The organism is Moorena sp. SIO3H5, from assembly GCF_010692395.1.
In the GTDB taxonomy this organism is placed as follows: domain Bacteria; phylum Cyanobacteriota; class Cyanobacteriia; order Cyanobacteriales; family Coleofasciculaceae; genus Moorena.
Genome location: NZ_JAAHHS010000448.1, coordinates 1 through 5,876 on the forward strand (window position 1 = coordinate 1; position 5,876 = coordinate 5,876).

The following is a 5,876-nucleotide window of genomic DNA, read 5'->3' on the forward strand; positions in this document are numbered from 1 at the left end:
TCTGCTGGGATTGGTGTCGGCTAGTTCACTATAGGTTAGGGGGAAATTGAGTCATGGAAGTTATTCCAGCTATAGACTTACTTGAAGAAAAATGTGTGCGGTTAGTCCAGGGAGACTACCAACGTGCGCAAGTATTTAACGATAACCCAGTCGAGGTAGCGAAACAATGGGTTGAACAAGGTGCATCAAGGCTGCATGTCGTTGATTTGGATGGTGCAAAACTGGGTAAGCCAGTTAACACTAAGGCAATCGAAGCAATTGTCCAAGCGGTACCTGTGCCAGTGCAAGTCGGTGGTGGATTACGCTCCCGCTCCGGAGTCACTCAACTTTTGACTCTAGGCGTCGATAGAGTCATTATAGGAACGGCAGCGGTGGAAGACCCTTCCCTAGTGGAACAGCTTTGCACTGAATTCCCAGGGAAGATTGTAGTTGGTATTGATGCTCGTCAGGGATGGGTGGCCACTCACGGTTGGTTAGAAACCTCAGAAATTGCAGCAATTGACCTAGCTGAACAAATGACTCAGCTCGGAGTAACTACGATGATTTACACCGACATTCACCGGGATGGAACTCTGTCTGGACCAAACCTAGACGCTCTAAGAGAACTAGCAAGTCATATATCGATCCCCGTGATTGCCTCTGGGGGTGTCAGTTCAATCACTGATCTGTTGAGTCTACTTACTCTCGAACCTCTAGGGGTTACTGGTGTAATTGTTGGTCGTGCGCTTTACACCGGAGATATGTCTCTCAAAGAAGCTATTCAAGCAGTCGGTCCTGGAAGGTTACAAGATATCCCTCTAGATATGGGCTTTTCTAGCTTTGCTTGATCACTCGTCAATGGAAAAAGGGAAAATTGATCTGATTCGAGCCAAATACCCCATGATCAGTTTTTCATTGTCAGGGGCAATATTTTAAGAAAATAATTTGTATAATTGCTTCCTGATTACACTGTAAAAGTTTAGTAAAGGGGGAAAGGGCAAGGAATTATAACCATTGACCTTTTCCTTTTTATATTTATAACTTAAATTTAAGACCATACTACTCAACTCAATTCCATTCTTCAAGTGTTATTTAGCTACACAGGAGGATAAGGTAATGGGGAGATAGGTAGATAGTGCTACCTATGAATGTAACTTGGTACCAGCAAACACCATTGCCCTAACTTAACCATTCCTTCATTTTATCCGGATATTTGATAAGTTTTGCGTAAAATTTTCCAGTTCTAGTGTCAAAAACTAGTTTGTTAACACAAACTAACTACAGAGCTGATGGTTAGTGGCAACTACCGAAGGTATGATAGGGGAGCGATTCGCCATAGCTTCAGTTACTCTTGAACATAACTTAAACCAATAAATCAAAAGGCACATATAGAGATGGGCAATAAATCAGAGCTTTTCCCACAGGGGAATGGTAAATATATCCACTCACAGCCCGTCATCTACCACACTAGAAACTCAAAATACTATCAGGATGGGCGTAAGCTAGAGGAGATTTGGACGATCATACGGCGTCGCTTTTTAGTGGCTGCTGGTGTAGCAATTACGATAACAGCTAGTATTTTTTTATGGACTTCTAATCAGAAACCTCTGTACGAAGGCAAGTTCCGACTCAGTCTGGAGCCTCTGACAGCACAGGATGATGATGAAAATCAATCGATACCAGGTTTTGAAACCTTGGCTTATAAAACCCAAATGCTGGTACTGCGTAGTGAGAAACTCATCACTCCCGTGATTGAGGAAATAAACAAGCGCTATGGCAAAACTAGCTACAAGTCTTTAGTCAAGAATAATCACCTGAGGATCAAACATATTGAAGGAACTAGTGTCTTAGAAGTTCGTTACCGGGATAGTGATCCTCAAAAAGTTCACTTTGTTTTAAAGCAGCTTGCCGATAATTATATCAAGTACTCCCGCCAACAAGAAGCAACTTACCATCACCTGGACTTTGAGCTAGCAAATAGAGAGTTGCCTCAAGTTCGCCAAGAGGTAGACAGACTGCAGGAAGAACTGCTGAAGTTGGAGCTAGGGAACAAGTTAATTGACTATGATAATCAAAAACAGCAGCTTTCAACTCAGATTAGCCAGATTAAGCAACAGCAATTAGATACTGACATCCAGCTGAAGGAAGCTCAGTCGTTCTACCAGATCATCTCTCAAAAGCTAGGACTGTCATCAAATCAGGTCAAGGACTCTCGCGCCTCGGAGTTAGCTCTGGCTCAAGTGACTTTGGCTGAAAACCCTTACTACCAAAAGATGCTCAACCACCTAGAACAGGTTGAGACTGAGATTGCTATTGAGTCAAGCCGCTATACTCCAGAGAGTGCCACCATCAAGACCCTACAGCAGCAAAAATATAATTTCTTATCCCTGTTACGCTCTGAAGCTGAACAGGTACTGGGGATCAAACTAACAGATACAGATGTTCCTAAGATATCACCCAATTCAATTCACCAGCAGCTCACTCAACAACTGGTAGATCAGAGCATCCAAATATCAGTTTTGGAAGCACGACAACAAGCTCTTGCTGAGGAAGAAGAAAGTCTTGAGCAAGACATGAAACAGATGTTGGTGATAGATCCAAAGTACACCAGTTTACAGCAGAAACTTAAAGAGACAACCCAACGATTAGACAATCTGTTGGCGCTTAAGGAAAACTTCCAGCCTTATTCTTGGCAACTTATTCTCAAACCCAAACAGCCTCAATATCCGATTCCGCAACATCAGGAACTTCAGATTATTTTGGGAGCGATCGCAGGGATATTACTGGGTACAGGAACAGGGTGGTTGATGGAGCGCTTAGACCATGTATTCCACTCTCCCGACGAACTTAAATATCACACCCAATTGCCTCTTATTGGTGTTATTCCTTACCATCAAGCACTTAAGCCCACCAACTCATCAACCAGTCGCAAAGGTATACCTTTTGTTCCTAGCTTCCCTAAGGTACAGAAAAATAACTCAACGCCAAAACTGCAACAAGCTTCTCCCTTTTTAGAGGCTTTCCGGTTCCTCCATCGCAATATCGGCTTACTGGGCTGCGATAAGCCAATCCAATCTATTGTGATTAGTTCAGCTAGACCAGAAGACGGGAAATCTACCGTTGCTGTTCACCTAGCTATAGTGGCTGCTGCTATGGGTCGGCGGGTGCTACTGGTGGATACAAATCTGCGCCGTCCCCGGGTACATAAAATTTTTGGTTTGAACAATCAACTTGGTTTGAGTAACGTCCTTAGTAAGCGGATCAAAGCTAACCGAGCCATCCAGCAAGTGCCCATGTGGGATCATCTTCATGTGCTAACTGCTGGTTCCCCAGCACAGGATCCGATTCGGTTACTATGTGCGCCAAAGATGGGAACTTTGATGGAGCATTTTAATGCTGTTTTTGATTTAGTTATTTATGATACACCTCCTGTCATCGGACTTGCCGATAGCCGCCTCCTAGCAGCTAACACGGATGGTATGGTCTTGGTAGGTAGATTAAATAAGACTGACCGCTCAGTTCTAATGCAAGCCTTGGATGAACTAAAAACCTCTAGGACTAATCTTTTAGGTATTGTTGCTAATGATGTTGAGAACTACGCAACTAGCTCCTATTATCACCATCAGGACTACTATACAACCGATTCAGCAACCATGAAGGTGAAAAAGCTTCTAGATCAGAACATGAGATGATATGAAGTCCGGTTAATAACTTCTAATATGGTTGATTGCTTTTTTTTAATGGTTAATGGTTAATCGTCAATTAACCATTAACCATTATAGTTAGTGAGCAGTAGCTGGGGATAAAAATACGTATGTTAACAGAACTAGCATCACCCTTGACACCATCAAGGTTAGTGTTAACACGACTAGAGAAACCTGGACAGTTAAGCGTAACCGTTTACCCTTACGATACAAACGTTTATCCGGTACAGGGTGAGCAGTTTTAGAAAAGAGTGTTAATGGTTGATTAGGCTGATAAGGATTCCAAAATACATGGGCACCTAAATTATGCTCGGCATAGGGTTTCATAGTTCAAAATTAGAGGTAGTGTGTTGAGAGCGAACCAGCGTTTACGCCCTGTGGTGTAAACGTTAGTAGTAAAACACCAGACAGAAACTATCTCAGTCTTGATAGTGATGCAAAACCTCTGTCCAAATTGATTTGGAGGGGCTTGTCGTTTTTAAGCAGGGCTTACGTATTTGTTTTACAAAAGCTATTTCAGGGGGTATGCGCGACCACCGGATGAATGGGGTGGTAGGTTAAAACCAGCTTTTTATTCCTTTTTTCTGGTATAGTAGGGTATAGTAAATTGGTGTAATTTGTAGTTAATAACTCAAATAGCGGTGAAAAACCCGCACGGTCAGCAAAAAACTACAAGATACAAACTAAAAGATACAAGTAAGCGCAATGTATGTGGCCTTAAGCTCAGCATAGTTGAGCTTGTAGGAGCTTGTTGACTGCTCCCACTGGGAAGATAGTCCAGTGACAGCTACTTTCAGTTGAATAGCTTGGTTTTAAACCGCTTTGGAACAACCGCTGAGAATCCCGCCTACTTTAATGCTGGCATAAGTCAAAAGTAGTTTTAATCCTTTTATCCCCTATAGCTAGCAGGGCTGTTTCATTGGTTTAGACTCTGGATGAGTAAGGGGAGAGGCAGAGGAGAGGGTAGAGGGGGAGGAAGATGATATTGTTTGGTTATTTTGTCTTTCTTCCAAGTCAACCTTGTCTTCCTTGTCTTCCTTTTTCTGTATTAGATACAACAGCATTGCTTTAGCCCTGGGATAGGTAGGGTGCTGATTGCTTAATTTGGTAATTCCTGCTACAGTGGAAAAATAGGCTTTAACAACAATTTAGGGCATCTAACTAAAATCTTGAACCCAGTCGTTTCAGATAAGTTGAGGGGTTTGACCCCCTAATTAATTGAGTTTTGTTTTTTGGGTTAGATTGATTGGGTGAAGAATAGGATGCGATCGCTTTTGAAAGTGATGATGAAAACCAAGAGTTAGTGTCATATCCAGTAGCGTTCAGGGCTGGGATCACCTAAATTGCTAGGGTTTGCCAAATTATCTATTACCCATTAAATAGGTAGGCATGATTCAACCGACTAATGGAACCGAATTATGTCAAGTTTTGTAAAATATCTAGAAATTCAATCTATGCCCTTAAGCCAGCATGTATAGATAGATTTGTTTATATATAGTTACATAGCTGCATTAATTTGGGCTTACCTATTTAACTGTTACTAGTTATCGCAATACATTCGGTATCCAAAACCACAACGTCCTCTGTCTCGAAAACAGAACAGGAATCGATTACGTTAACAATTGCCGGAAAAATGGCTTGTTTGAGTCGAGCTTGAGCTTCTGCTGCTACTGGTTGATACTGCATAATCCAGCGATTATTAGCTATATATTGGGGATTAAATGCTTTCTTATCTAACAACCAAAAATCAATCTCGTACTGCCTAATAAAGTGTTTGACTTCAGCTAAGTTTGGACTGTACTGGGCTTGAATTAAATCAATCGCTCTGTTGCGAAATTGGTTATAATAGTTAGTATGATAGGGAATACCGTATTCTCTACTGACTAAGACTGACCGTCCAGAAAAGGTTGGCAAGAAATCCGCTTCCTTTGATAGTGAGGCAATCAGGATATCGTTTGGTTGTTTAGCAAAGAATTCATAGAGGCCATGTTGCCTCCCAACCTCATAGTTGGTTTTGGGGAAATTACTGAAACCAAGAGGAGACAAGATTAGAGCCATTCCCACGAGTGTAACAATTGCTCGTCCCAACACTGGTTTCCCTTGAATTCGAGGGAAGGCTAGCCTCTGGCAAGCTTGAATAATAGCATCGAGTAATAAAGTTATAGCGATCGCAGCAGCTAGGACTAGCACAAA

3 protein-coding genes and 1 pseudogene are annotated in these 5,876 nt (G+C 42.0%); 2 read left to right on the top strand and 2 right to left on the bottom strand.

Annotated elements, in window-relative coordinates:
* Positions 1–53: 53 nt before the first annotated feature.
* A complete protein-coding gene (gene hisA / locus F6K52_RS30890; RefSeq protein ID WP_293087938.1) occupies positions 54–827 on the top strand; it encodes a 1-(5-phosphoribosyl)-5-[(5-phosphoribosylamino)methylideneamino]imidazole-4-carboxamide isomerase in 774 nt (257 codons plus the stop codon).
* A gap of 546 nt (positions 828–1,373) precedes the next feature.
* The gene (locus F6K52_RS30895) at positions 1,374–3,671 is read left to right on the top strand and encodes a polysaccharide biosynthesis tyrosine autokinase (RefSeq protein ID WP_293087940.1); all 2,298 of its coding nucleotides are present in this window, start codon (positions 1,374–1,376) and stop codon (positions 3,669–3,671) included.
* Between the two features lie 90 nt (positions 3,672–3,761).
* Here F6K52_RS30895 and F6K52_RS30900 read toward each other — a convergent pair whose 3' ends face one another.
* On the bottom strand, positions 3,762–4,010 hold the full coding sequence (locus tag F6K52_RS30900) for a hypothetical protein (RefSeq protein ID WP_293087942.1): 249 nt from the start codon (positions 4,008–4,010) through the stop codon (positions 3,762–3,764).
* 1,203 nt (positions 4,011–5,213) lie between these two features.
* Positions 5,214–5,876: pseudogene (locus F6K52_RS30905) on the bottom strand (hypothetical protein); the annotation flags it as partial.

Coding starts and splice junctions, on each gene's coding strand:
- hisA (WP_293087938.1), top strand. CDS start 54: ATGGAAGTTATTCCAGCTATAGACTTACTTGAAGAAAAATGTGTGCGG.
- F6K52_RS30895 (WP_293087940.1), top strand. CDS start 1,374: ATGGGCAATAAATCAGAGCTTTTCCCACAGGGGAATGGTAAATATATC.
- F6K52_RS30900 (WP_293087942.1), bottom strand. CDS start 4,010: ATGAAACCCTATGCCGAGCATAATTTAGGTGCCCATGTATTTTGGAAT.